Origin of the sequence: Streptomyces apricus (assembly GCF_008369065.1) — a bacterium.
In the GTDB taxonomy this organism is placed as follows: domain Bacteria; phylum Actinomycetota; class Actinomycetes; order Streptomycetales; family Streptomycetaceae; genus Streptomyces; species Streptomyces apricus.
In genome coordinates this window covers 301,807-324,050 of the sequence record NZ_VDFC01000046.1, presented here as the reverse complement: position 1 = coordinate 324,050, position 22,244 = coordinate 301,807, and the positions used below count along the sequence as shown (strand labels likewise).

22 protein-coding genes and 1 pseudogene are annotated in these 22,244 nt (G+C 71.7%); 13 read left to right on the top strand and 10 right to left on the bottom strand.

All coding sequences use genetic code 11. The features are described 5' to 3' along the window. The first annotated feature begins 22 nt into the window (after positions 1 to 22). Entirely contained in the window at positions 23 to 946 is a 924-nt protein-coding gene (locus tag FGF04_RS21520) for a sterol desaturase family protein (protein ID WP_149512943.1), read from the top strand. Continuing rightward, positions 943 to 1,638 (top strand): lysoplasmalogenase, encoded by a 696-nt coding sequence (locus tag FGF04_RS21515; protein ID WP_149512942.1) that lies wholly within the window; start codon positions 943 to 945, stop codon positions 1,636 to 1,638. Before FGF04_RS21520 ends, FGF04_RS21515 begins: the two co-directional genes overlap by 4 nt. On the opposite strand, the gene FGF04_RS21510 is transcribed toward FGF04_RS21515, so the two are convergent. The 3 genes from FGF04_RS21510 to FGF04_RS21500 all read right to left on the bottom strand — a co-directional run bounded on the left by FGF04_RS21510 (position 1,607) and on the right by FGF04_RS21500 (position 5,931). Beyond that, positions 1,607 to 2,632 (bottom strand): CopD family protein, encoded by a 1,026-nt coding sequence (locus FGF04_RS21510; protein ID WP_149512941.1) that lies wholly within the window; start codon positions 2,630 to 2,632, stop codon positions 1,607 to 1,609. The two genes, FGF04_RS21515 and FGF04_RS21510, sit on opposite strands and share 32 nt — an antisense overlap. A gap of 141 nt (positions 2,633 to 2,773) precedes the next feature. Continuing rightward, positions 2,774 to 4,312, bottom strand: a complete 1,539-nt coding sequence (locus tag FGF04_RS21505) for a S8 family peptidase (RefSeq protein WP_149512940.1) — start codon at positions 4,310 to 4,312, stop codon at positions 2,774 to 2,776. 95 nt (positions 4,313 to 4,407) lie between these two features. Next, entirely contained in the window at positions 4,408 to 5,931 is a 1,524-nt protein-coding gene (locus FGF04_RS21500; RefSeq protein WP_149512939.1) for a S8 family serine peptidase, read from the bottom strand. Positions 5,932 to 6,323: 392 nt separating this feature from the next. Here FGF04_RS21500 and FGF04_RS21495 point away from each other — a divergent pair, with 392 nt between their 5' ends. From FGF04_RS21495 to moaA, 3 genes are all read left to right on the top strand, one after another. Next, positions 6,324 to 6,680, top strand: a complete 357-nt coding sequence (locus FGF04_RS21495; protein ID WP_149512938.1) for a DUF485 domain-containing protein — start codon at positions 6,324 to 6,326, stop codon at positions 6,678 to 6,680. Further along, on the top strand, positions 6,677 to 8,320 hold the full coding sequence (locus FGF04_RS21490) for a solute symporter family protein (protein ID WP_149512937.1): 1,644 nt from the start codon (positions 6,677 to 6,679) through the stop codon (positions 8,318 to 8,320). Before FGF04_RS21495 ends, FGF04_RS21490 begins: the two co-directional genes overlap by 4 nt. A 153-nt stretch (positions 8,321 to 8,473) precedes the next feature. After that, positions 8,474 to 9,463 carry a GTP 3',8-cyclase MoaA gene (gene moaA / locus FGF04_RS21485; RefSeq protein WP_223146398.1) on the top strand — a complete coding sequence of 330 codons (990 nt, stop codon included), beginning with the start codon at positions 8,474 to 8,476 and terminating at the stop codon, positions 9,461 to 9,463. 135 nt (positions 9,464 to 9,598) lie between these two features. Here the strand turns inward: moaA and FGF04_RS21480 are convergent. Continuing rightward, a pseudogene (locus FGF04_RS21480) lies at positions 9,599 to 9,832 on the bottom strand (hypothetical protein); the annotation flags it as partial. 239 nt (positions 9,833 to 10,071) lie between these two features. Then, a complete protein-coding gene (locus FGF04_RS40130; RefSeq protein ID WP_188114170.1) occupies positions 10,072 to 10,458 on the bottom strand; it encodes a DUF3099 domain-containing protein in 387 nt (128 codons plus the stop codon). A 211-nt stretch (positions 10,459 to 10,669) separates the two neighbouring features. Here FGF04_RS40130 and FGF04_RS21470 point away from each other — a divergent pair, with 211 nt between their 5' ends. Then, positions 10,670 to 10,945, top strand: a complete 276-nt coding sequence (locus tag FGF04_RS21470; protein ID WP_149512935.1) for a GlsB/YeaQ/YmgE family stress response membrane protein — start codon at positions 10,670 to 10,672, stop codon at positions 10,943 to 10,945. Positions 10,946 to 11,033: 88 nt separating this feature from the next. On the opposite strand, the gene tyrS is transcribed toward FGF04_RS21470, so the two are convergent. From tyrS to FGF04_RS21455, 3 genes are all read right to left on the bottom strand, one after another. Continuing rightward, the gene (gene tyrS / locus FGF04_RS21465) at positions 11,034 to 12,299 is read right to left on the bottom strand and encodes a tyrosine--tRNA ligase (protein ID WP_149512934.1); all 1,266 of its coding nucleotides are present in this window, start codon (positions 12,297 to 12,299) and stop codon (positions 11,034 to 11,036) included. Between the two features lie 74 nt (positions 12,300 to 12,373). Continuing rightward, on the bottom strand, positions 12,374 to 13,768 hold the full coding sequence (locus FGF04_RS21460) for a metallopeptidase TldD-related protein (RefSeq protein WP_149512933.1): 1,395 nt from the start codon (positions 13,766 to 13,768) through the stop codon (positions 12,374 to 12,376). Then, the gene (locus FGF04_RS21455) at positions 13,765 to 15,288 is read right to left on the bottom strand and encodes a TldD/PmbA family protein (protein ID WP_149512932.1); all 1,524 of its coding nucleotides are present in this window, start codon (positions 15,286 to 15,288) and stop codon (positions 13,765 to 13,767) included. Before FGF04_RS21455 ends, FGF04_RS21460 begins: the two co-directional genes overlap by 4 nt. 227 nt (positions 15,289 to 15,515) lie before the next feature. Here FGF04_RS21455 and fabG point away from each other — a divergent pair, with 227 nt between their 5' ends. The 3 genes from fabG to FGF04_RS21440 all read left to right on the top strand — a co-directional run bounded on the left by fabG (position 15,516) and on the right by FGF04_RS21440 (position 17,620). Beyond that, on the top strand, positions 15,516 to 16,235 hold the full coding sequence (gene fabG / locus FGF04_RS21450; RefSeq protein WP_149512931.1) for a 3-oxoacyl-[acyl-carrier-protein] reductase: 720 nt from the start codon (positions 15,516 to 15,518) through the stop codon (positions 16,233 to 16,235). 4 nt (positions 16,236 to 16,239) lie between these two features. Next, the gene (gene fabI, locus FGF04_RS21445) at positions 16,240 to 17,010 is read left to right on the top strand and encodes an enoyl-ACP reductase FabI (protein ID WP_149512930.1); all 771 of its coding nucleotides are present in this window, start codon (positions 16,240 to 16,242) and stop codon (positions 17,008 to 17,010) included. A 286-nt stretch (positions 17,011 to 17,296) separates the two neighbouring features. Beyond that, positions 17,297 to 17,620: a hypothetical protein gene (locus FGF04_RS21440; RefSeq protein WP_149513755.1), complete on the top strand. Its 324-nt coding sequence runs from the start codon at positions 17,297 to 17,299 to the stop codon at positions 17,618 to 17,620. Here the strand turns inward: FGF04_RS21440 and FGF04_RS21435 are convergent. Then, positions 17,604 to 18,299, bottom strand: a complete 696-nt coding sequence (locus FGF04_RS21435; protein WP_149512929.1) for a FadR/GntR family transcriptional regulator — start codon at positions 18,297 to 18,299, stop codon at positions 17,604 to 17,606. The genes FGF04_RS21440 and FGF04_RS21435 overlap by 17 nt on opposite strands. 61 nt (positions 18,300 to 18,360) lie before the next feature. Here FGF04_RS21435 and FGF04_RS21430 point away from each other — a divergent pair, with 61 nt between their 5' ends. The 4 genes from FGF04_RS21430 to FGF04_RS21415 all read left to right on the top strand — a co-directional run bounded on the left by FGF04_RS21430 (position 18,361) and on the right by FGF04_RS21415 (position 20,865). Continuing rightward, complete coding sequence (locus FGF04_RS21430; protein WP_408055646.1) at positions 18,361 to 19,686, top strand: CynX/NimT family MFS transporter; 1,326 nt, start codon at positions 18,361 to 18,363, stop codon at positions 19,684 to 19,686. Between the two features lie 43 nt (positions 19,687 to 19,729). Then, positions 19,730 to 19,846 carry an SGM_5486 family transporter-associated protein gene (locus FGF04_RS41710; protein WP_107017780.1) on the top strand — a complete coding sequence of 39 codons (117 nt, stop codon included), beginning with the start codon at positions 19,730 to 19,732 and terminating at the stop codon, positions 19,844 to 19,846. 192 nt (positions 19,847 to 20,038) lie between these two features. After that, positions 20,039 to 20,254, top strand: coding sequence for a hypothetical protein (locus FGF04_RS21420; RefSeq protein ID WP_149512927.1), 216 nt, complete (start codon positions 20,039 to 20,041; stop codon positions 20,252 to 20,254). A gap of 92 nt (positions 20,255 to 20,346) precedes the next feature. After that, positions 20,347 to 20,865, top strand: a complete 519-nt coding sequence (locus FGF04_RS21415; protein ID WP_149512926.1) for a SixA phosphatase family protein — start codon at positions 20,347 to 20,349, stop codon at positions 20,863 to 20,865. Positions 20,866 to 20,980: 115 nt separating this feature from the next. On the opposite strand, the gene serB is transcribed toward FGF04_RS21415, so the two are convergent. Further along, positions 20,981 to 22,186 (bottom strand): phosphoserine phosphatase SerB, encoded by a 1,206-nt coding sequence (gene serB / locus FGF04_RS21410; RefSeq protein WP_149512925.1) that lies wholly within the window; start codon positions 22,184 to 22,186, stop codon positions 20,981 to 20,983. Positions 22,187 to 22,244 lie beyond the last annotated feature (58 nt).

The window sequence follows — 22,244 nt, the reverse complement described above, 5'->3', positions numbered from 1 at the left end:
CGAGCGGCCCTACGGTGCAGTGATGCCGAACCTGCCCGATGTCGTGCTGTGGTCGATCCCCGCCTTCGTGCTGCTCACCGTGGTGGAGATGGTGAGCGTCCGGATCCATCCGGACGAGGACGCCGCGGGGTACGAGGCGAAGGACGCCGCCACGAGCCTCGGCATGGGCCTGGGCAGCCTCGTCTTCGACTTCCTGTGGAAGATCCCGATCCTCGCCGTCTACACGGCCGTGTACGAGCTGACGCCGCTGCGCGTGCCCGTCCTGTGGTGGACCGTGCCGCTGATGCTGCTGGCGCAGGACTTCTTCTACTACTGGTCCCACCGCGGGCACCACGTGATCCGCATCCTGTGGGCCTGTCACGTCGTGCACCACTCCAGCGAGAAGTTCAACCTCACCACCGCGCTGCGCCAGCCCTGGACGACCTGGACCGTCTGGCCGTTCTACGTGCCGCTGATCGCCCTCGGCGTCCATCCGGCGGCGCTCGCGTTCTGCTCCTCCGCGAGCCTGGTGTACCAGTTCTGGATCCACACCGAGCGCATCGGCAAACTGCCCCGGCCCGTCGAGTTCGTCCTCAACACGCCCTCGCACCACCGGGTCCACCACGCCTCCCAGGGCGGCTACCTGGACCGCAACTTCGGCGGGATCCTGATCGTCTGGGACCGCCTCTTCGGCTCGTTCGTCCCGGAGACGGACCGGCCGGTGTACGGGCTGACCAAGAACATCCGCACCTACAACCCGCTCCGGGTCGCCACGCACGAGTACGCCGCCATCGCCCGGGACCTGCGCGGGGCACGGAGCTGGCGCGAGCGGGCCGGGCGGGTGTTCGCCGGACCGGGCTGGCAGCCGGCGACAGCACCGGCACCGGCACCGGCACCGACATCGGTACCGGAACCGGCCCCCACGTCAGCACAGGCACCCGCGTCCGTCACGGGACCCGCCGCGTGAACGAGCGCCACGCGCGCGTGGCGCTCGTCGCCTTCGGCCTGGTGGGCGCCTCGGACCTGTTCCTGCTGGCCGTCGGCGGCGACACCGGGGACCTCGGCCACACCCTGGCCAAGCCCCTGCTGATGCCCCTGCTCGCCGCCCACGCGTACCTGCGCGGCGGCCCCGCCCTCCTCGTCGGCGCCCTGCTCTGCGGCTGGGGCGGCGACGTCCTGCTCCTCCTCGACGCCGAACCGGCGTTCCTGGCCGGGATGGCGTCCTTCGCGGCGGGCCACGTGTGCTACCTGCTGCTCTTCGCCCGGCGGGCCCGGAAGACGGTTCCACGCGTGCGCGTGGCCCGCGCCACGACCGCCGCGTACGCCCTCGCGCCCGTCGTCACCGTCGCCCTCCTGTGGCCGCACCTGCCCGCCGGGCTCCGCGTCCCCGTCGCCGCCTACAGCCTGCTGCTGACCGCGATGGCGTACGGAGCAGGGCGGCTCGGACCCGCCGCGGCGGCCGGGGGCGTCCTGTTCCTGCTGTCGGACACGCTCATCGCGACCGGTGTCGCCGATCTGCCGCAGCTCCCGCGTCCCGACCTGTGGATCATGCTGACCTACCTCGCGGCGCAGTCCCTGCTGGTCCGGGGCGCGCTCGCGGACAGGGCGGCCCCGGCGGGCCACACGGTCACCAGCGGATCGGCACCGGCACGGCCGTGAGCACGGCCGAGACCGCGACCACCAGGCCCAGCACCACGACCTCGGCGCGGGCGGGGGAGTAGGCGGTGAGCGGCTCGGCCGCCCGGTGCAGCCGCCGGCGGGCCCACAGCGCCAGCAGGGCGACGGCGGCCACCAGCAGCACCTTCGCGAGCAGCGTGCGCCCGTACGCCGTCGTCGTCAGCTGGTCCAGGACCGTGCCGGGCGGCATCCGGCGCAGCGTGCTGCACACCCCCGTCGCGGTGATCGCGGCGAGCAGGACGGCCGCCACGCGCGCGTAGAGGCCGAGCAGCGCGGCGCCCGCCGCGGGGGCGGTGCGCCGCCAGTGCAGCAGCGTGCGCAGGGCGTACAGCAGCCCGCCGGTCCACAGGGCGGCGCACGTCACGTGGACCAGCGTCAGGCCCGAACCCACCAGCGGGCTCTGCTCGGTCACCGGGTGGGCGCGCAGCGCCTCCGCGACGGCCAGCGCGGCCAGCGGCCACACCTGGGTGCCCGGGCGGCGCGACAGCGCGCACAGGCCCAGCACGACGAACGCGTTGACCTCCAGGAGCGCGAGCGCGCCGTCCCTGGACTGGTAGAGCCCGCCGATGTCCATGTCGGAGAGACCGCGCGGCACGAGGTTCCCGGTGGCCACCACCGAGGCGAGCCCGAGCGCGGCCGCGAAACCGGCGACGGCCGCCGCCGGGGCCCAGCCGCGCGGCACGTCCTCGTACGGCGCGCCGGGCACCCGCCGCGCCAGCCGGGCGACGAAGACCTCGCCCGCGGCCACGCTCACCGCGGCGAACAGGACCGTCCGCAGCAGCGCGATCCCGCCCACCCCGGGCGCGGCGGCCTCGCCCGTGCCGCGCAGCGCGACGGGCGGCCCGAGCAGCGGGACCAGGGCGGCCAGGGCCACCAGGGCGAGGACGGCGGCGGAACGCCGCACGGAGGCGGCGCCCGGCCGCGGCACACGCGCCGCGCCGCCGCCCGCGTCGGCAGTCGGTCTGATCGAACTCACCTCGAAATCCTCACCAGGGGACCGGACCGGGGCAAATCCTGAGGGGCGGATGCGGTGGAACCGGCACACGACGGAGGGGCCGGGCGGCACACGGCCGCCCGGCCCCTCACATCATGCCCGCGGTGACCCCTGCGGGGAGGCCTACTTCGTGACGGCGTCCAGCGCGTCCGCGATGCCCCAGCCGTAGAAGCCGTTGCGGTTCTTCGGGCCCTCGCAGACCGCGTCGACCTTGCCGTCGCCGTCGATGTCGTACGGGTCCGTGCACGGCGTGGCGTCGGCCTCCGCGTACAGCAGCGCCTTCACCAGGGCCGCCGAGGCGTGCGGGTGCGTCGACTTGATGAGCGCGGCCACGCCCGCGACGTGCGGCGAGGCCATCGACGTACCGGCCATGTACCCCCACGAACCGCCCGGCAGCGGGCCGAGGATCAGGCCGCTGGTGGCCGGCGGGGCCGGGGTCTGGTAGCGCGTCGAGTCGCCGCCGGGGGCCGCGATGTCGATGACGCCCAGGCCGTGGTTGGAGAAGGACGACTTGATGCCCTTGGCGCCGGTCGAGGCGACCGTGACGACACCCGGCAGCTGGGTCGGGATGTCGAGGCACTCGGACGGGTCGATCACGCGCTCCGAGGGAGTCGTGTCGTTGGGCGAGGACGGGTCGGTGATCTCGTCCGCGGCCAGGTCGTAGTTCTCGTTGCCCGCCGCCGCGACGTTGACCGTACCCTTCTTCTCCGCGTACCGCGTCGCCCGGGTGAGGGCCTCGACGAGCGCCTTCTGGTCCGGGTCGTTCTTGCAGTTGAAGTACCACGGGTCGGTGTAGTAGCTGTTGTTCGTGACGTCCACGCCGTGCTCGGCCGCCCACATGAAGCCGCACACCACGGCCTCCGTGTAGAAGAAGCCGGCCGTCGTGGAGACCTTGATGCCGGAGACCTTCACGCCGGGCGCGACACCCGTGACGCCGACGCCGTTCTTCGCGGCGGCGATCTCGCCCGCCACGTGCGTGCCGTGCGGGCTCTCCTCGGCGCTCGGCCGCCAGGCCCCGTCGGTCGTGTCCGGCTTGCCCGTCACACAGTTGACCGACGCCTTGCGGTCGAAGTTCGGCGCGATGTCGGGGTGCGTGTCGTCGACGCCCGTGTCGATCACCGCGACGGTGACCTTCTTGCTGCCGAGCGTCTTCTGGTGGGCCTTGTCCGCCTTGATGGCGGGCAGGTCCCACTGCAGGGGCTCCAGCGGGTCCTGGCCGGCGGCGGCCGCGCCGGAGGCGGTCGCGACCTCCTTCGCGCTGAGCACCTTCGGGGTGCCGACGTCGGTCGTGGACTGCGCGGGCAGCGGCGCCGTACGCGTCGAGCCCGCCGACTCCACCCCGCGCACCTTGCGGATCGTCTTGGCGAAGTCCGCGTTCGACGAGTGGACGACGATCACGCCGATCCGGTCGTACGACGTCACGATCGTGCCGCCGGCCTTGGCGATGGCCTTCTTCACCTGGGAGGAAGGGCCGTGCCCGGCGCGGACGTTGACGACGTAGCTCAGCGGGGTGCCCTCCGCCGAGATCTTCTCCGCCGCGCCGGCGTCGTCGGCCGGAGCCGCGGACGCGCTGACGTTCGGCAGGAAGGCGAGAGCCGTGGCCAGGGCCATCCCCAGCGGGATGGCTATGACGCGGCGCGAGCGCGTGGTGGACGCGGTCATGCTGTCTCCAGTTCGTTTTTCGCGGTGCGGAGGGGGTCCTGCCGTGCGGCAGGACGGGGAGGACGGCGGACCCGGAGGTCCCGGCGGGACCGCGGCTACTTGACGGCCTTCAGCGCGTTCACGATGCCGAAGCCGTAGAAGCCGTTCACGCGCTTGCCGCCCTCACAGGTGGCGTCCTGCGTGCCGTTGCCGTCCTGGTCGTAGGAGTCCGGGCAGCCCGGGTTGTCCGCCTGGGCCTTCAGCAGCGCCTGCAGCTGCGCCGGGCCCGCCCACGGGTGCGCGGACTTGAGCAGCGCGGCGACCCCCGCGGCGTGCGGCGACGCCATCGAGGTGCCCTGCAGGAAGGCGTACTGGTTGTTCGGCATCGTGGAGAGGATCCGGCCGTTCTTCGACGGGGTGTCCGGGATCTGGTAGAGCCGGTCGCCGCCGGGGGCCGCGACGTCGACGACGCCCTTGCCGTACGAGGAGTAGTACGACTTGAGGTTCTGCACGCCGGTCGCGCTGACCGTGACGACGCCCGGCAGCTGGGTCGGTACGTCGAAGCACTCGTGCGGGTCGATCGTGCGGGTGACCGGCGTCGAGTCGTCGGGGCTGGAGTCGTCCACGATGGCGTCCGAGTCCAGGTCGTGGTTGGAGTTGCCGGCCGACGCCAGGTGCAGGGTGCCCTTCTTCGTGGCGTACCGCTGGGCCCGGTTCACCGCGTCGACGATCGCCCGCTGGTCGGGGTCGTCCAGGCAGTTGTAGAGCCACGGGTCCACGTAGTAGCTGTTGTTCGTGATCTCCACGCCGTGGTCGGCGGCGAACACGAAGGCGCAGACGACGCTCTCCGGGTAGAAGAGGCCGTTGTCCGGGTCGCTGACCTTGATGCCGGAGACCTTCACGCCGGGCGCGACCCCGGCGACGCCGATGCCGTTGCGGGCGGCGGCTATCTCACCGGCGACGTGCGTGCCGTGGTAGTCGTCCGCGGTGTACGGGCGCCAGGCGCCCTCGCTCGTGTCGGCCACCCCGCCCACGCAGTTGGCGGACTGGGAGGCGGAGAAGTTGGGGGCCAGGTCCGGGTGCGTGTCGTCGACACCCGTGTCGATCACGGCGACCGTGACCTTCCTGCTGCCCGGGTTGATCTTGGCTGCCTTGTCGGCGCCTATCGCGCGCAGGTCCCACTGGTCGGCTTCGAGGGGCTCGCTCGCGGGGGCCGCCGCGGCCTTCACCTTCGCGGCCTCGGCGGCCGTCAGGTAGTCGGCGGCGCCCTCGTCCGTCGTACCGGCCGCAGTCAGCGGAGCGGTCCGGGTGGCGCCCGCGGACTGGACGCCGCGCACGGCCCGTATCCGCGCGCCGAACCCCGGGTCGGCCGCGTGCGCGACGATGACGCCGATCCTGTCGTACGTGGTGACGACGGTGCCGCCGGCCTCGGATATCGCCTTCTGGACCGCGCCTATGGTGCGGCGGTCGGTCTTCGTGTTGACCKCGTACGCCAGCTCCGGGCCGTCGGCCGCGGTGGCGGCGGGCGCGGGCTGCGGGGCGGCCGACGCGACACCCGGGACGAAGCCGAGCGCTGCGGTGAGGGAGAGCACGACGGGCACGGCGAGGGCGAGACGGCGTCTGGAACGCAGATGAGCCATGGGATCTCCACATCATCCGGAAAAGGAACCGGCCCGAACACAGGTGGTGCTCGGGCAGGTACATGACGGGCGGTGCTGGGCCGAAACTATCTCCCGCCGTCCCTGGCCAGCAATGACTTACGGGGACGACTTACGACGGCGTCCGGCGCGGCAGGCGGGCCGGGTTCCGAAAGAAGTGGCCGCGGTTGAACCGCTCCCCGTGCGGCGCCGTGACGTTGAGCAGGGAGCACGAGCACCGTCGGGCCCCCTGTCGGATCACGCCCGGGGCACCTACCATCGCCAACCGGTCCACGTGATCCACGTCACCGTGAGGTCAGAAATCAGCCATGTCCGCAGCCAGTTCGTCCCCCGACGCCGTACCCGCACCCGCACCCGCAACGCGAGGAGACTCCGTGGCCACCGACGCACCACCACCCTCGAAAGCCGAACCTCATCTCCCGACCACCGCGGAGTTCACAGAGGTGCAGGAGAGCGCCGAGTTCGGTGAGCTGCGCCGCGCCCACCGCTCCTTCGCCTTCCCGCTGACCATCGGCTTCATCAGCTGGTACCTGCTGTACGTCCTGCTGTCCATCTACGCGGACGACTTCATGGGCACCAAGCTCTTCGGCAACTTCAACGTCGCCTTCGTCCTGGGCCTGGCCCAGTTCCTCACCACGTTCCTCATCGCCTGGTGGTACGAGCGCCACTCCTCGTCCAAGCTCGACCCCAAGGCCGAGGCGATCAAGTCCCGGATGGAGGGCGGCGCATGAGCCCCGCGATCGACCAGGTCCAGCTCGCGCAGGCGCAGCTCGCGGCGGGGGAGGCCAGCGAACACCGTCCGCTGATCATCTCCCTGTTCGCGGTCTTCGTCGTCGCCACCCTCGTCATCACCGTCTGGGCCGGCCGCCAGACCAAGGACGCCTCCGACTTCTACGCCGGCGGCCGTCAGTTCAGCGCCTTCCAGAACGGGCTCGCCGTCTCCGGCGACTACATGTCCGCCGCCTCGTTCCTCGGCATCGCGGGCGCCATCGCCCTCTTCGGCTACGACGGCTTCCTGTACTCCATCGGCTTCCTGGTCGCCTGGCTGGTGGCGCTGCTCCTGGTCGCCGAGCCGCTGCGCAACTCCGGCCGGTACACGATGGGCGACGTCCTCGCCTACCGCATGCGCCAGCGCCCGGTCCGCACGGCCGCCGGCACCTCCACCATCGTCGTGTCGATCTTCTACCTGCTGGCGCAGATGGCGGGCGCGGGCGTCCTGGTCTCGCTGCTGCTGGGCATCACCAGCGACGCCGGGAAGGTCGGCATCGTCGCCCTGGTCGGCGTCCTGATGATCGTGTACGTCACCATCGGCGGCATGAAGGGCACCACCTGGGTGCAGATGGTCAAGGCCGTGCTGCTCATCGGCGGCACCCTGCTCATCACCTTCCTGGTGCTGCTCAAGTTCGACTTCAACGTCTCCGACCTGCTCGGCACCGCGGCGGAGAACAGCGGCGGCGGCGCGGCCTTCCTGGAGCCCGGCCTCAAGTACGGGCTCACCACCACCTCCAGCATCGACTTCATCTCGCTGGGCATCGCCCTGGTGCTGGGCACCGCGGGCCTGCCGCACATCCTGATCCGCTTCTACACGGTCCCCAACGCCAAGGCCGCGCGGAAGTCCGTGAACTGGGCGATCGGCATCATCGGCGGCTTCTACCTGATGACCATCGCGCTCGGCTTCGGCGCGGCGGCCCTCATCTCGAAGGAGGAGATCGTCGAGTCCAACCCCGCGGGCAACACGGCGGCGCCGCTCCTCGCCCTGCACCTCGGCGGCGTCGACTCGGCCTGGGGCGCGATCCTGCTCGCCACGATCTCCGCGGTGGCCTTCGCCACGATCCTCGCCGTGGTCGCCGGCCTGACCCTCGCGTCGTCCTCGTCGTTCGCCCACGACATCTACGCGAACGTCATCAAGAAGGGCCAGGCCACCGAGAAGGAGGAGATCCGGGCCGCCCGGTACGCCACCATCGGCATCGGTGTCGTCTCCATCGGCCTCGGCGCCCTGGCCCGTGACCTGAACGTCGCCGGTCTGGTCGCCCTCGCCTTCGCGGTCGCCGCCTCCGCCAACCTGCCGACGATCCTCTACAGCCTCTTCTGGAAGCGCTTCACCACCCAGGGCGCACTGTGGTCGATCTACGGCGGCCTCGTCACGGCGGTCGGCCTGGTGCTCTTCTCGCCGGTCGTCTCCGGCAAGGCCACCTCGATGTTCCCGGACGTCGACTTCCACTGGTTCCCGCTGGAGAACCCGGGCATCATCTCGATCCCCGTCGGCTTCCTGCTGGGCTTCCTCGGCACCCTCCTGTCCAAGGAGGAGCCGGACGCCGGCAAGTACGCCGAGCTGGAGGTCCGTTCCCTCACCGGCACCGGGGCGCACTGAGCGCACCGGTCCACCGGGGCGCCGGACTCCGTGCCGGACGGCCGCGTCGTAGATCCCTACGACGCGGCCGCGGTGCGTCCGGTGCGATCGGCCCACGCCGGATGTCGGCCGCGTCACGTAGGCTCGCTCATATCGTCGAGGGAGGGGTCCCACGTGCTCATCGACACCTATGGCCGGGTGGCCACCGACCTGCGGGTCTCACTGACCGACCGGTGCAACCTCAGGTGCACGTACTGCATGCCCGAGGAAGGCCTGCAGTGGCTGGCCAAGCCCGACCTGCTCACGGACGACGAGATCGTCCGCCTCATCGGCCTGGCGGTGACCCGGGCGGGCATCACCGAGGTCCGCTTCACCGGCGGCGAGCCCCTGCTGCGCCCCGGTCTGGTCGGCATCGTGGAGCGGGTCGCGGCGATGGAGCCTCGCCCGCAGATGTCCCTGACGACGAACGGCATCGGCCTCAAGCGCACCGCGACCGCCCTGAAGGCGGCCGGCCTGGACCGGGTCAACGTCTCGCTGGACACCCTGCGCCCGGACGTCTTCAAGACCCTGACCCGCCGCGACCGCCACAAGGACGTCATCGAGGGCTTGGAGGCGGCCCGCGCCGCGGGACTGACCCCGGTCAAGGTCAACTCGGTCCTGATGCCGGGCCTGAACGAGAACGAGGCGCCCGACCTGCTCGCCTGGGCCGTGGAGCACGACTACGAACTGCGGTTCATCGAGCAGATGCCCCTCGACGCGCAGCACGGCTGGAAGCGCGAGGGCATGGTCACCGCCGGCGACATCCTCACCTCCCTGCGTACGCGTTTCGAGCTCACGGAGGAAGGGGCCGACGAGCGGGGCTCCGCGCCGGCCGAGCGCTGGATCGTGGACGGCGGCCCGCACCGGGTCGGGGTGATCGCCTCGGTCACCCGCCCGTTCTGCTCGGCCTGCGACCGTACGCGGCTGACCGCCGACGGACAGGTCCGCACCTGCCTGTTCGCCTCGGAGGAGACCGACCTGCGGGCGGCGCTGCGCTCGGGCGCCCCGGACGAGGAGCTCGCCCGGATCTGGCGGCTGGCGATGTGGGGCAAGAAGGCCGGAGCGGGCCTGGACGACCCCTCCTTCGTCCAGCCGGACCGCCCGATGTCGGCGATCGGCGGCTGACCGCGGGCGGCCGCAGGGTCGCGCGTCAGCGCCCGCGCGTCAGGGCGCGGGCGGCCGCTCCGGGGAGCCGGCGGAATCCGAGGGACCGGGGGACTCCGGGGAATCGGACGGCTCCGCGGAATCGGGCGTCTTCGAGGACTCCCATTCCGTCAGGAGCACCACGTCCTTGAGGAAACCGCGGACGCCCAGGAACTTCGACAGGTGGTCGCGGTGCTCCTCGCACGCGAGCCAGGTCTTGCGGCGCTCCGGCGTGTGCAGCTTCGGGTTGTTCCACGCGAGCACCCACACGGCGTCCGCCCGGCAGCCCTTGGCGGAGCAGACGGGGGAGACCGGGGTCGACGGGTCGGAACCGGGGACGTTCAGGATCACGTCCTCGACAGTAGCCGAGCCTCTTCGGCCGGGCCCCGGAGAGGTCCTGAAAAGGCGACGCCGAGCAGCCACGGGGGGAGCTGCCCGGCGTCGGTCTGTCGCTCCGACGGGGGATGCGGAGCGCATCCCAAGTATGTCACGGCTAACCCATCGCCCGGCAACGGAACAACATGATTGATCTGAGCTTTTCTTGAGCTCCGCAGGTGATCTGTATTCCGCTTTTCCTGGAATCCCGCTACTCAGGTCCGTTCGTGCGGCCCGTCCCGCAGGTGCGCCCCGAGATCGGCCGTGCTCTCCTCCGGGACGGACTCCGCGACGCCGCCCGCGCGCGGCGCGGCGAGCATCGGACGGGTCGGCGCGGTCACGAAGGTCGACGGCAGCGACGGCGCGTTCTCCCGGCCCGCGTTGGCGATCACCACGGAGATGTAGGGGAGAAGCACGCCCAGCACCAGCGCAACGACGGCGACGTGCCGCTCGACGTTCCACAGCGTGGCGGCCAGGACCACGGAGACCGTACGCACGGACATCGAGATGATGTAGCGCCGCTGCCTGCCCCGCACGTCGTCGGCGAGTCCCTGCCTGGCCCCGGTGATCCGGAAGACCTCGACGTCGTTCTGCTTCCGCATCACGTTCCACCACCTGCCTGCATCGGACGCTCCCCGGCCCGTACGAGAAACAACGGTACGCCCCGGTTGTGCCGCCCACGAGACCGGGGCGCCCGTGTCCCCGGCCAGGACGGCTGCGCCGTACCGCGTACGGGCGTCCCCGACGTGCGCCGTAGGGCACACGGGCCGACACTGGGCGTAATGCTCGCGTAGAGCCGTATAGGAGGCAGCCATGGGCTGGTTGTGGGCGATCATCGTGGGATTCGTACTGGGCTTGCTCGCCAAGGCGATCATTCCGGGCAAGCAGCACAGTCCGCTCTGGCTCACCACGATCTTCGGAATCATCGGTGCGATCGTGGGCAACGCGATCGCCCGCGGCATCGGTATCGACGAGACCAGGGGCATCGACTGGGGCCGGCACATCCTCCAGCTCATCGCCGCGGTGGTCATCGTCTTCCTGGGTGACATGCTCTACACCGCAATGCGGGGCAACCGGCAGAGAACCTGAGCACAGGAAAAGAAAAGGGTGCGGGTCCGAAACGGACCCGCACCCTTTTTGTTTTCGAGAGCGCCGGGAACGGCGCAATCTTTTGCCTTTAAGGCAAAACCTCCACGGCGGCGAGGCTCTTCTTGCCCCGCCGCAGTACCAGCCACCGCCCGTGCAGCAGATCCTCCGCACCGGCGACGGCGTCCTCGGAGGCGACCTTCACGTTGTTCACGTACGCCCCGCCCTCCTTGACCGTGCGCCGCGCGGCGGACTTGCTGGCGACCAGCCCGACCTCGGCGAACAGGTCGACCACCGGCCCCGGCGCGGACACCCGCACCCGGGGCAGCTCGGACAGCGCGGCGTCCAGCGTCGCGGCGTCGAGCCCGGCCAGCTCGCCCTGCCCGAACAGCGCGCGCGACGCGGCGATCACGGCAGCGGTCTGGTCGGCGCCGTGCACCAGCGTCGTCAGCTCCTCCGCCAGCGCCCGCTGCGCGGCCCGGGCCTGCGGCCGCTCCGCGGTCTGCCGCTCCAGCTCCTCCAGCTCCTCCCGGGACCGGAAGGACAGGATCCGCAGGTACGTCGAGACGTCCCGGTCGTCCACGTTCAGCCAGAACTGGTAGAACGCGTACGGCGTCGTCATCTGCGGGTCGAGCCAGACGGCGCCGCCCTCGGTCTTGCCGAACTTGGTGCCGTCCGCCTTGACCATCAGCGGCGTCGCGATGCAGTGCACCTGCGCGTCCGGCTCCAGGCGGTGGATCAGGTCCAGGCCCGCCGTGAGGTTGCCCCACTGGTCGCTGCCGCCCTGCTGGAGCGTGCAGCCGTAGCGGCGGTACAGCTCCAGGAAGTCCATGCCCTGCAGCAGCTGGTAGCTGAACTCCGTGTAGCTGATGCCCTCCTGCGACTCCAGCCGCCGGGCGACCGACTCCTTGGTGAGCATCTTGTTCACGCGGAAGTGCTTGCCGACGTCCCGCAGGAACTCGATGGCCGAGAGCCCGGCCGTCCAGTCCAGGTTGTTCACCATGACCGCGGCGTTCTCGCCCTCGAAGGACAGGAACGGCTCGATCTGGCCGCGCAGCCGCGTCACCCAGTTCGCGACCGTCTCCGGGTCGTTCAGCGTCCGCTCCGCCGTCGGGCGCGGGTCACCGATCTGGCCGGTCGCCCCGCCCACCAGCGCCAGCGGGCGCAGCCCCGCCTGCTGCAGGCGCCGCATGGTCAGGACCTGCACCAGGTGCCCCACGTGCAGCGAGGCCGCGGTGGGGTCGAAGCCGCAATAGAACGTGACGGGACCGTCCGCGAGCGCCTTGCGCAATGCGTTCTCGTCGGTGGACAGGGCGAACAGCCCGCGCCACTTCAGCTCGTCGACGATGTCCGTCACGGTTCTCGCGTCTCCTTGGATGATCTTCAGGGGTGCAGCCGGCCGGGAAGCGGCCGACTGCGAGGCTATCGAGGTTATACGCCCTGGCTGACCGAGCTCATGTTGAAATCCGGCACCCGCAGCGGCGGCATCGCAGCCCGGGTGAACCAGTCGCTCCACTCGCGCGGCAGCGTCTTCTCGGTCCGCCCCGCCTCGGTCGCCCGGCCGAGCAGCCCCACCGGCGACTCGTTGAACCGGAAGTTGTTGACCTCGCCGGTCACCTCGCCGTTCTCCACCAGGTAGACGCCGTCCCGGGTCAGCCCGGTCAGCAGCAGCGTCGCCGGGTCGACCTCGCGGATGTACCAGAGGCAGGTCAGCAGCAGCCCGCGTTCCGTGGCGGCGACCATCTCCTCCAGGGACCTGTCCTCACCGCCGTCCAGGACGAGGTTGCCGATGCCGGGGGACACCGGCAGCCCGGTCAGGGCCGCGCTGTGCCGGGTGCTCGTCAGGCTCTGCAGCACCCCCTCGCGGATCCACTCCGTGGGCCCCAGCGGCAGCCCGTTGTCGAAGACGGAGGCGTCGTCCCCGGAGGAGTGCGCCAGCACGAAGGGCGCGCTCTCCAGGCCCGGCTCGTTCGGGTCGCTGCGCAGGGTCAGCGGCAGGTCGGTGAGCCGGTCGCCGACGCGGGTGCCGCCGCCCGGCCTGCTGAACACCGTGCGGCCCTCCGCCGCGTCCCGGGCCGCCGCCGACCACAGCTGGTAGATCAGCAGGTCCGCCACGGCGGTCGGCGGCAGCAGCGTCTCGTACCGGCCCGCGGGCAGCTCGACGCGCCGCTCGGCCCAGCCCAGCCGGACGGCCAGCTCCGCGTCGAGCGCCGCCGGGTCCACGTCCTTGAAGTCCCGCGTGGAGCGGCCGGCCCACGCCGACCGCGTACGGTCCGGGGACTTGGCGTTCAGCTCCAGCGTCCCGTTGGGCTGGTCGTGGCGCAGCCGCAGCCCGGTCGACGTCCCCAGGTAGCTGGAGACCAGCTCGTGGTTGGCGAAGCCGTACAGCTCCCGGCCGCCCCCGCGCGCGCGGGCGAACGACTCGCCGAGCGCCGGGGCGAAGTCGGTGAAGACGGCCGAGGAGGTCTCGGCGGGCGCGTCCGTGAAGTCGGGGGAGGCGGGCACGCCCTCGACGAGCGGCTGCGCGTCCTCGGCCGGGTCGGCGCCGCGGGCCGCGGCCTCGGCGGCGCGCACCAGCGGTTCCAGCTCGTCCGCGGTCACGGCCGAGCGCGACACGACCCCGGAGGCGGTGCCCTCGCGGCCGTCGACCGTCGCGACGACGGTCAGTGTGCGCCCCCGGGTGACGCCGTTCGTGGTGAGCGCGTTGCCCGCCCAGCGCAGGTTGACGGTCGACCGCTCGTCGGCGATGACGACGCAGCCGTCCGCCCGGGACAGGGCGAGGGCGCGCTCGACGATCTCGTGCGGCTTCTTCGAAACAGCGCTCATCGACCGGCCTCCTGCGTGGTGTTCAGAATGTTGACGCCCTTGAACAGGGCGGAGGGGCAGCCGTGCGAGACCGCCGCGACCTGGCCCGGCTGGGCCTTGCCGCAGTTGAAGGCACCGCCCAGGACGTACGTCTGCGGGCCCCCGACGGCCGCCATCGAGCCCCAGAAGTCCGTGGTCGTCGCCTGGTAGGCGACGTCCCGCAGCTGGCCCGTGATCCGCCCGTTCTCGATCCTGAAGAACCGCTGGCCGGTGAACTGGAAGTTGTAGCGCTGCATGTCGATCGACCAGGACCGGTCGCCCACCACGTAGATGCCGCGGTCGACGCTCCCGATGAGGTCCTCGGTGGACATCCCGGCGGGATCGGGTTGCAGCGACACGTTCGCCATGCGCTGCACGGGCACGTGGCCCGGCGAGTCGGCGTACGCGCAGCCGTTGGACCGCTCGAAGCCGGTCAGCCTCGCGATCCTGCGGTCCAGCTGGTAGCCGACGAGCGTGCCGTCCTTCACCAGGTCCCAGGACTGCCCGGCCACGCCCTCGTCGTCGTACCCGATCGTCGCGAGCCCGTGCTCGGCGGTCCGGTCGCCGGTGACGTTCATCAGCTCGGAGCCGTAGCGCAGTTTGCCCAGCTGGTCGAAGGTGGCGAACGACGTCCCGGCGTACGCGGCCTCGTACCCCAGCGCGCGGTCCAGCTCGGTGGCGTGCCCGATGGACTCGTGGATGGTCAGCCACAGGTTGGAGGGGTCGACGACCAGGTCGTACACGCCCGCCGTGACGCTCGGCGCGCGCATCTTCTCGGCGAGCAGCTCCGGGATGCTCGCCAGCTCCGCCTCCCAGTCCCAGCCGGTGCCGGTCAGGTACTCCCAGCCGCGTCCGACGGGCGGCGCGATCGTGCGCATGGAGTCGAACTCGCCGCTCGACTCGTCGACGGCCACCGCGGTCAGCTGCGGGTGCAGCCGGACCCGCTGCTGGGTCGTCACCGTGCCCGCCGTGTCCGCGTAGAACTTGTTCTCGTGCACCGTCAGCAGCGAGGCGTCGACGTGGCTGACGCCGTCCGCCGCGAGCAGCCGCGCGCTCCAGTCGGCCAGCAGCCCCGACTTCTCCTCGTCCGGCACGGAGAAGGGGTCGATCTCGTAGGAAGACACCCAGGTCTTCTCGGCGTGCACCGGCTCGTCCGCCAGCTCGACCCGCTCGTCCGACCCCGCCGCCTTGATGACCTGCGCCGACAGCTTGGCCATGGCCACCGCCTGCGAGGCCACCTTCGCGGCGGCGTCCATCGTCAGGTCGACGCCGGAGGCGAACCCCCAGGTGCCGCCGTGCACGACCCGCACCGCGTACCCGAGGTCCGTGGTGTCGGAGGACCCGGCGGGCTTGGCGTCCCGCAGCCGCCAGGACGCGCCGCGCACCCGCTCGAACCGGAAGTCGGCGTGGTCGGCGCCCAGCGCCCGGGCCCGCGCGAGCGCCGCGTCGGCGAGGGCCCGTAGGGGCAGGGCCAGGAATGACTGATCGACCTCGTGGGGCACGAGTGGGTTTCCCTTCACTTCGGACCGGCGAAAGCACCAGTCCGAAGTGAAACACGCTCCGCGCGCGCGGTGTACGGGGATTCGCGCCCGGCCGCGGTCCGGAGCGCGCCGACTGTAGGGACCCGACAGCGGGCGGGGTGCGCGACTGTCGGTGCCCGATTCTTCGGGCGGGTGACGGTACCGATAGGTTTTTGAGGTACCAGACCGGCTATCGAAAGGGTGATCCGTTGAGCCGCTCGGTTCTCGTCACCGGAGGAAACCGGGGCATCGGCCTCGCCATCGCCCGCGCTTTCGTCGACGCGGGCGACAAGGTCGCGATCACGTACCGGTCGGGCGAACCCCCGGCCGCCCTCACCGAACTGGGCTGCCTCGCGGTCAAGTGCGACATCACCGACAGCGAGCAGGTGGAGCAGGCCTACAAGGAGATCGAGGCCGAGCACGGCACGGTCGAGGTCCTCGTGGCCAACGCCGGGATCACCAAGGACCAGTTGCTGATGCGGATGTCCGAGGACGACTTCACGTCCGTCCTGGACACCAATCTGACGGGCGCCTTCCGCGTCGTGAAGCGCGCCAACCGCGGCATGCTGCGCGCCAAGAAGGGCCGCGTCGTCCTGCTCTCCTCGGTGGTCGGCCTGCTCGGTTCGGCGGGGCAGGCGAACTACGCCGCCTCCAAGGCGGGACTGGTCGGGTTCGCCCGCTCGCTCGCCCGTGAGCTGGGCTCGCGCAACATCACCTTCAACGTCGTCTCGCCCGGTTTCGTCGACACCGACATGACCAAGGCGCTCACCGACGAACAGCGCGAGGCCATCGTGAAGCAGGTACCGCTGGGCCGGTACGCGCAGCCCGAGGAGATCGCCGCGACGGTGCGGTTCCTCGCCTCGGAAGAAGCCTCGTACATCACTGGAGCCGTCATCCCCGTAGACGGCGGACTGGGAATGGGTCACTGATCACATGAGCGGAATCCTTGAGGGCAAGCGCGTCCTGATCACCGGTGTGCTGATGGAGTCGTCCATCGCCTTCCACACCGCGAAGCTGGCCCAGGAACAGGGCGCGGAGATCATCCTGACCGCGTTCCCGCGGCCCACGCTGACCGAGCGCATCGCGAAGAAGCTCCCCAAGCCCACCAAGGTCATCGAGCTCGACGTGACCAACGACGAGCACCTCGGCCGCCTCGCCGAGGTCGTGGGCGCGGAGCTGGGCAGCCTCGACGGCGTCGTGCACTCCATCGGCTTCGCGCCGCAGGACGCCCTGGGCGGCAACTTCCTGAACACCCCGTTCGAGTCGGTCGCCACGGCCATGCACGTCTCCGCCTTCTCGCTGAAGTCGCTGACCATGGCCTGCCTGCCGCTGATGCAGAACGGCGGCGGCTCGGTCGTCGGCCTCACCTTCGACGCCCAGTACGCCTGGCCGCAGTACGACTGGATGGGCCCGGCCAAGGCCGCCCTGGAGGCCACCAACCGCTACCTCGCCCGCGACCTGGGCAAGCAGAACGTGCGCTCCAACCTCATCTCTGCCGGGCCGATCGGCTCCATGGCCGCCAAGTCCATCCCGGGCTTCGGCGAGCTGGCCGCCGTCTGGGACGAGCGCGCGCCCCTGGAGTGGGACCTCAAGGACCCCGAGCCGGCCGGCCGCGGTGTGGTCGCCCTGCTCAGCGACTGGTTCCCGAAGACCACCGGCGAGATCATCCACGTCGACGGCGGTCTGCACGCGATCGGCGCGTAAACGCTTGCGCGGCCGTCCGCGCGACCGCTTCCGTACGGTGTCGGCGCCCCGTTCCCCGCAGTGCGCGGGGAGCGGGGCGTCACCCGTTCGGCTCCGCCGGCCGGGCGCCCGAAGGGAGGAACGGCTCACCCTGTAGGAGGAGTCCCCCAGGAGTCCCCAGGGGTTCCCGAGACGCCCTCCAGAGCCCAGCCGAGGAGGTTCCCTTGTGCACCTCTTCCCGCCCCGGTGCCCGCACCGGCTCCCCAGGAACGGCCTCACGGCACCCCCGCTCGCCCTCTTCGCCGCGCTGGCCCTCGTGCTCGTGGTGCCCTGCGACGCCGCCTCGCACGCCGAGCGGACCACGGGAACGGCGCCCCACGCGCGCGTGCCCGCACCGGCGCGTCCCTTCGGAGCGGTCTGCCGGACCGTCGTCGACGGTTCGCACGTGACGGCGGACTGCCGCAATCCGTACCCGGAGACCGACCACGTCGGCCTGCACGTCGAGTGCGAGCGCTGGTGGGACATCGACGCCGACGGGGTGAGGGTCGAGGCGGGCCCGGCGCAGCACGTCCGGCTGACCGGCCGCTGCTGGAAGGAGGTCCGCTCGGCGTGGATCACCCACCAGAGGTGACGTCCTCCGGGCTCCCCGGGCGGCAGAGGAACGGATAGCCGGCCGCCTCCGTCGCGGCCGTCTGCGCGTCGCCCGCGCGGATCGCGTCCACCAGACGCGTGTGGTCCATGTGCGTCTCGGGCGTCAGCTCCCCGCCGACGTCCTCGCGCAGCCAGTCGCGCACCACCTCGCCCAGGTCCGCGTACATCGCCGTCATGACGTCGTTGTGGGACGCGGCCACCACGGCCAGGTGGAAGGTCGTGTCGGCGCTCACGAACGCCTCCGCGTCCCCCGACTCCCAGGCCTCCTCCCGGCGTACGAGGAGGGCGTCCAGCTGTTTGAGGTCGCGCTCGGTGCGGCGCCCGGCGGCCAGCCGCGCCGCGCTCGACTCCAGCGTGGAGCGCAGCTCGGCGATGTGCCGCGGGTCGGCGTCCGCGAAGCGGCGGTGCATCACGCCGGCCAGCTCGCTGGTCGCCACGACGTAGGTGCCCGAGCCCTGGCGGATGTCGAGCAGGCCGTTGTGGGCGAGCGCGCGGACGGCCTCCCGGACCGTGTTGCGGGCCACGCCCAGCTGCTCGACCAGCTCCGGCTCGGTGGGGATGCGGGACCCCACCGGCCACTCGCCCGTGGTGATCTCGTTGCGCAGCGCGGCGATGACCTGCTCGGAGAGCGCGGAGCGGCGGGGGTGGCTCAGGGGCATGACGGTCCTTCGCGCCAGGAGAGTGGACAACCAATCATCCCATGATTCTATGATGGTGTTCATGAATGGCGAGGAAACCCGGACGATCACGTCCCCACCGGTACGCAGCTCCGCACGGGACGCGGACGCCGACGCGGACCTCCGTACGCCCCGCACGCGCGCGTGGATGACGCGACTGGTGATCGTCGGCATCGTGCTGACCGCCCTCAACCTGCGCCCCGCCATCACCAGCTCGGGCGCCCTGCTCGAAGAGGTGCGCGACGGGCTCGGCATGAGCGGCAGCGTCGCCGGGCTCCTCACCTCCGTACCGCCCCTGTGCTTCGCCCTCTTCGGCGTCATGGCGCCGCGCCTGGCCCGGCGGTTCGGACTCGCCGCCGTGGTCGCCGCGGGCATGCTGGCCATCGGCACGGGCCTGGTGGTCCGGCCCTTCGCCGGGAGCACGGCCGGCTTCCTGGTCGCCACCGCCGTCGCCCTCATGGGCATCGCGGTCAGCAACGTCCTCATGCCGGTGATCGTCAAGCGTTGGTTCCCGGACCGGGTCGGCTCCATGACCGGCCTGTACTCCATGGCCCTGGCCCTCGGCACCGCCACCGCGGCCGCCGCCACCGTGCCCGTCACCCGGGCCCTGGGCGGCAGCTGGCAGGCGGGCCTCGCCGTCTGGGCGGCCCTCGCGGCCGTCGCCGTCCTGCCCTGGCTCCCGCTCGTACGGGCCAAGGGCACGCCCCTCTCCGCCGCCGGGACCGCACCCGCCCCGGTCGCCGGAACGGTCACCGAAGGGCGCCAGGAGCCCGCGCCGCTGCGGATCACCCGGAGCCGGACCGCCTGGGCGCTCGCCGTCTTCTTCGGGCTCCAGGCCACCGCCGCGTACATCACGATGGGCTGGATGGCGCAGATCTTCCGGGACGCCGGGGTCCCGGCCGGCACCGCCGGCCTGCTGCTCGCCGTCACGATGGTGATGGGCGTGCCCCTGGCCTTCGTCATACCGAGGCTGGCCACCCGCCTGCCCCACCAAGGCCCGATCGTGATCGCCCTGGGCCTGTGCGGCTTCGCCGGCTACGCGGGGCTCTACCTCGCCCCGGCGGGCGGCGCCTGGGCGTGGGCCCTCCTGCTCGGCATCTCCAACTGCGCCTTCCCGCTGGCCCTCACCATGGTCGGCATGCGCGCCAGGACCGGGGCGGGCGTCGCGCAGCTCTCGGCCTTCGCGCAGAGCACCGGCTACCTCATCTCGATCCCCGGCCCGCTGCTGGTGGGCGTCCTCTACCAGCACAGCGGCGGCTGGGGCCTGCCGATCGCCCTGATGGCGGGCCTGATGGTCCCGCAGGTCGTGGTGGGCGTCCTGGCGGGCCGCGACCGCACCGTCGAGGACGAGGCCGCCGCCACCCGGTGACCCCACCGGTGAGGAACCGGGCGAGGAGTGCGAGACTGGCCGCATGCCCGTGCTCGATCCGAACCCCAAGAACGGCCAGAAGAAGATGCTGCTCGTCTTCGGCGCGTTCCTCCTCATCTTCGTGGTCATCGGCGTCATCGCGTCGATCGCCTCCCCCTGACCGGCCGCCTGAGCGATCCTTGACGGACCGCCGCGGGTCCGACGGTGGGGTTATCCCCCCGTCCCCTAGGGGGTGGGTGTCAGGGTCAAGTGGGTGGATCACCGGATGGGGCGAGGGGCCCCGGTTCCGTACCTTCGAGATGTGACCGCGAGGACGCGGACCACGGAGCACTCGAAGCCCCACGGAGGCGGCATGTCGGCCCCTACGCACACCCCGCCCCACCCGGCGACCGGGCGCGGCGCCGAGACGCGGCTGCCCTGGTGGGCCCTCCTGCTCCCCGCCCTCGCCTTCGCGGCACTGCTGCTGCTCATACTGAACCCCGCGGACGCCCACGCGGCGGGCGCGGACCCGGTGGTCGGCAGCCTCTTCGAGCGCATCCAGCAGATCGTGCTGCGCCAGGAGTCCTGAGCCCTCCGCGCCCCGCACCCCGCGCGTCCCGCCGCGGGGCACCGCATCAACTCCCTGCGCCCCATGGCGTGTTTCATGCGAAGCTGGGACCCATGAGCGTCGCAGAACCCCGCAGGATTGTCCTTTTCCGGCATGCGAAGGCCGACTGGCCCGACGTGGCCGACCACGAGCGTCCGCTCGCCGAGCGTGGCCGCAAGGACGCCGCCGTCGCCGGACGCAGACTGGCCGACAGCGGCATCCCCTTCGACCTGGCCCTCTGCTCCACCGCGACCCGGACCCGCGAGACCTGGAAGCTCGCCGTCCAGGAGCTCCCGCACCGGCCGAAGACGGTCTACGAGGAGCGCCTCTACGAAGCCTCCCCGGGCGAGCTGATCGCCGTCCTGAACGAGACCCCGGACGACGTGAGCAGCGCCGTCCTGATCGGGCACAACCCCGGGGTGCACGGCCTCGCCGACGTCCTGGGCGGCCGGGCCGAGGGCGACGCCCAGCAGCGGATGGGCCGCCGCGAGTTCCCCACCGCCGCCTTCGCCGTGCTCTCCTTCACCGGACCGTGGAAGAGCCTGGAGCCGGGCGCGGCCACGCTGGTCGACTTCTGGAGCCCCTCCGAGTGAGCACCCCGTGAGCACGGACGGGGCCCGGCACCTTCGCGGTGCCGGGCCCCGTCCTCGTTCCCCGGCGTCGGAGCCGGCGTTCCGGGCGTCGGAGCCGGCCGACGCCCGGGAACGCTCAGTCCACGTGCATGTCCGCCGCCTCGACCTCTTCGCGCGTCACGCCCAGCAGGTAGAGGACCGTGTCCAGGAAGGGGAAGTTCACCGCGGTGTGCGCGGCCTGGCGCACCACCGGCTTGGCGTTGAAGGCCACCCCGAGACCGGCCGCGTTGAGCATGTCCAGGTCGTTGGCGCCGTCGCCGATCGCCACCGTCTGGGCCAGCGGCACGCCCGCCTCCGCGGCGAACCGGCGCAGCAGCCGTGCCTTGCCCGCCCGGTCCACGATCTCGCCGACGACCCGGCCCGTCAGCTTCCCGTCCACTATCTCCAGCGTGTTGGCCTGGGCGAAGTCGAGCCCGAGCCGCTCCTTCAGGTCGTCCGTCACCTGGGTGAACCCGCCCGAGACGACACCGACCTGGAAGCCCAGCCGCTTCAGCGTCCGGATCAGCGTGCGCGCCCCCGGGGTCAGCCGCACCTCGCTGCGCACCTTGTCGACCACGGAGGCGTCCAGCCCCGCGAGCAGCGCCACGCGCGCGTGCAGCGACTGCTCGAAGTCCAGCTCGCCGCGCATCGCGGCCGCCGTCACCCCGGCGACCTCCTCCTCGCAGCCGGCGTGCGCCGCGAACAGCTCGATGACCTCGTCCTGGATGAGCGTGGAGTCCACGTCCATGACGACCAGGCGCTGCGCCCGCCGGTGCAGCCCGGCCGCGACCACCGCGATGTCCACGCCGAGGGCCGCCGCCTCGGTCACCAGCGCGGTCCGCAGCGCCTCGGTCTCCGCACCGGAGACGGCGAACTCGACCGCCGTCACGGGGTACTTGGCGAGCCGGAAGATACGGTCGATGTTGCCGCCGGTGCCGGTGATCCGGGCGGCGATGGCGGCCGTGGACTCCGCGGTGAGCGGATGCCCGAGGACGGTCACCAGCGACCTGCCGTGCCCGCGCGGCCGGTTGTCGCCGTGCCCGGAGATGATCTCGGCCTGCATCTTCATCGAGTCCGCCCAGCTGTGCACCGTGGCGCGCAGATCGCCCTCCAGGCCGGCCGGCGGGTGCGTCACGAGCGCGCACAGCACGATCCGGCCACGGGTGACGACCTGCTCGATGTCGACCACGTCGACGGAGTAGGCGGCGAGGGTGTCGAACAGCCCGGCGGTGAGGCCGGGCCGGTCCTTGCCGAAGATCTTGACGAGGAGAGTGGGGACATCAGACGTCTGTGATGCGCTCATGGTGCGTACACCGTATCCGGCACCCCGTGCCGTACGCCCCCGAGGTCCGACTGACGGA

Coding starts and splice junctions, on each gene's coding strand:
- FGF04_RS40130 (WP_188114170.1), bottom strand. CDS start 10,458: ATGCGGAAGCAGAACGACGTCGAGGTCTTCCGGATCACCGGGGCCAGG.
- FGF04_RS41710 (WP_107017780.1), top strand. CDS start 19,730: ATGCCCGTGCTCGATCCGAACCCCAAGAACGGCCAGAAGAAGATGCTG.
- FGF04_RS21505 (WP_149512940.1), bottom strand. CDS start 4,312: ATGACCGCGTCCACCACGCGCTCGCGCCGCGTCATAGCCATCCCGCTG.
- FGF04_RS21460 (WP_149512933.1), bottom strand. CDS start 13,768: ATGAGCGCTGTTTCGAAGAAGCCGCACGAGATCGTCGAGCGCGCCCTC.
- FGF04_RS21490 (WP_149512937.1), top strand. CDS start 6,677: ATGAGCCCCGCGATCGACCAGGTCCAGCTCGCGCAGGCGCAGCTCGCG.
- serB (WP_149512925.1), bottom strand. CDS start 22,186: ATGAGCGCATCACAGACGTCTGATGTCCCCACTCTCCTCGTCAAGATC.
- FGF04_RS21430 (WP_408055646.1), top strand. CDS start 18,361: ATGAATGGCGAGGAAACCCGGACGATCACGTCCCCACCGGTACGCAGC.
- fabI (WP_149512930.1), top strand. CDS start 16,240: ATGAGCGGAATCCTTGAGGGCAAGCGCGTCCTGATCACCGGTGTGCTG.
- FGF04_RS21520 (WP_149512943.1), top strand. CDS start 23: ATGCCGAACCTGCCCGATGTCGTGCTGTGGTCGATCCCCGCCTTCGTG.
- FGF04_RS21435 (WP_149512929.1), bottom strand. CDS start 18,299: ATGCCCCTGAGCCACCCCCGCCGCTCCGCGCTCTCCGAGCAGGTCATC.
- FGF04_RS21415 (WP_149512926.1), top strand. CDS start 20,347: ATGAGCGTCGCAGAACCCCGCAGGATTGTCCTTTTCCGGCATGCGAAG.
- FGF04_RS21470 (WP_149512935.1), top strand. CDS start 10,670: ATGGGCTGGTTGTGGGCGATCATCGTGGGATTCGTACTGGGCTTGCTC.
- FGF04_RS21420 (WP_149512927.1), top strand. CDS start 20,039: ATGTCGGCCCCTACGCACACCCCGCCCCACCCGGCGACCGGGCGCGGC.